The 642-nt window shown below is 44.9% G+C and carries 1 protein-coding gene; it reads right to left on the bottom strand.

Annotated elements, in window-relative coordinates:
* On the bottom strand, positions 1–585 hold a 585-nt coding region (locus tag ACTXGO_RS15740), incomplete at its 3' end, for an ESPR domain-containing protein (RefSeq protein WP_443575178.1).
* Positions 586–642: the final 57 nt, after the last annotated feature.

Here is a 642-nt window from a genome sequence, read left to right as displayed (position 1 = left end):
GCCATTGGTAGTGGCATTTCCACTTGAACCGATAGCAACAGAACCAATTCCATTGGCAATTGGGCTATCTAAATTTGAAGATAAGCCACTACCAATAGCAACCCCACCTGCACCAGTAGATATACCAGGATTAGTAAAGAAATTTGAACCAATGATAACCGCTTGTGCAGCAGTATCACTCGCAACAACATCATTACCGATAACAGTCGATTGCAAACCTGCTGCTTCAACATTTGCGCCTACTGCAATTGACTCTGTAGCTGAGGCACAAGCATTATTACCCTCATTTCCAATAGCTATCGCACGCGCTTCAGCACCAGCACCATTAGCACCTCTTGTACAGTTTAAAAAAGTCGACCCACCACCCGCTTCATAGCCTGCTACTGCTTGCATATTAAATCCAGCAGCAGCCAGTCCTATATACAAGGCGCTTAGGCGTAATAGCGGTGCACCTCCAGTTGCTGAAACACTTGCGCCCGATGTCACTATTGTACTTGAGGACTTGCCACGACTTTTAGCATATTCAGCGACAGCGGTAAAACAGCCTAATGAGCGGTTCCAAACAACTTTAAAATTGCGATTCATAGCGCTTCTTCCTTGAAATCCATAGAGACGATATAGGTCTATAGCCATTAATCTCGA

Source organism: Psychrobacter sp. T6-1, from assembly GCF_052258445.1.
This window is presented reverse-complemented; position numbering and strand designations above follow the sequence as displayed.